The 488-nt window shown below is 33.2% G+C and carries 2 pseudogenes; both read right to left on the reverse strand.

The annotated features are described in order from the left end of the window. Positions 1-252, reverse strand: a pseudogene (locus tag AJ886_RS00025) (hypothetical protein); the annotation flags it as partial. 18 nt (positions 253-270) lie between these two features. Then, positions 271-488: pseudogene (locus AJ886_RS10125) on the reverse strand (hypothetical protein); the annotation flags it as partial.

Raw genomic sequence — 488 nt, forward strand, 5'->3', positions numbered from 1 at the left:
ACTTTGCCAATCTTTAAATTCAAGTAAAGTAGATTTCTCCCCTGTGTGAAATTCAGGATCTAGGTATTGGGGTTTATAGTCTTTGTAGGGGGAGTTTCTTAATATGCGATCGGCTTCAAAAAGGGCTTTGGAATATTCTTCGGTATAATCGCCTGTTGGCTTAGCACTTCCTGAAAAATTGATTTTATTAGTGTCTTTATATACATCCATTATTAACCCATTGGGTGTATAAATCTCATAAGTTTCACTCATTATTTATCCTTTCTTAATTTAACCCATATATAAACCATCTTCTATGATTATAGTAGTGGCTAGTCTGCCTATGAAATTAGGCGGAGTTTTTGTTTCTGATGTGATATCAGCATTTGCACTTGTCTTATTGATCATATCTTCTTTGCCTCTACTTGTATTAGAAGTTTTATCTCTATTTCCATTTATCCCCATATACATAGCCTTAAGATTGTTTTGTCCTATGATATTGAGTTTTT

Source organism: Campylobacter sp. BCW_6465, from assembly GCF_001762815.1.
Lineage (GTDB): Bacteria > Campylobacterota > Campylobacteria > Campylobacterales > Campylobacteraceae > Campylobacter_D > Campylobacter_D jejuni.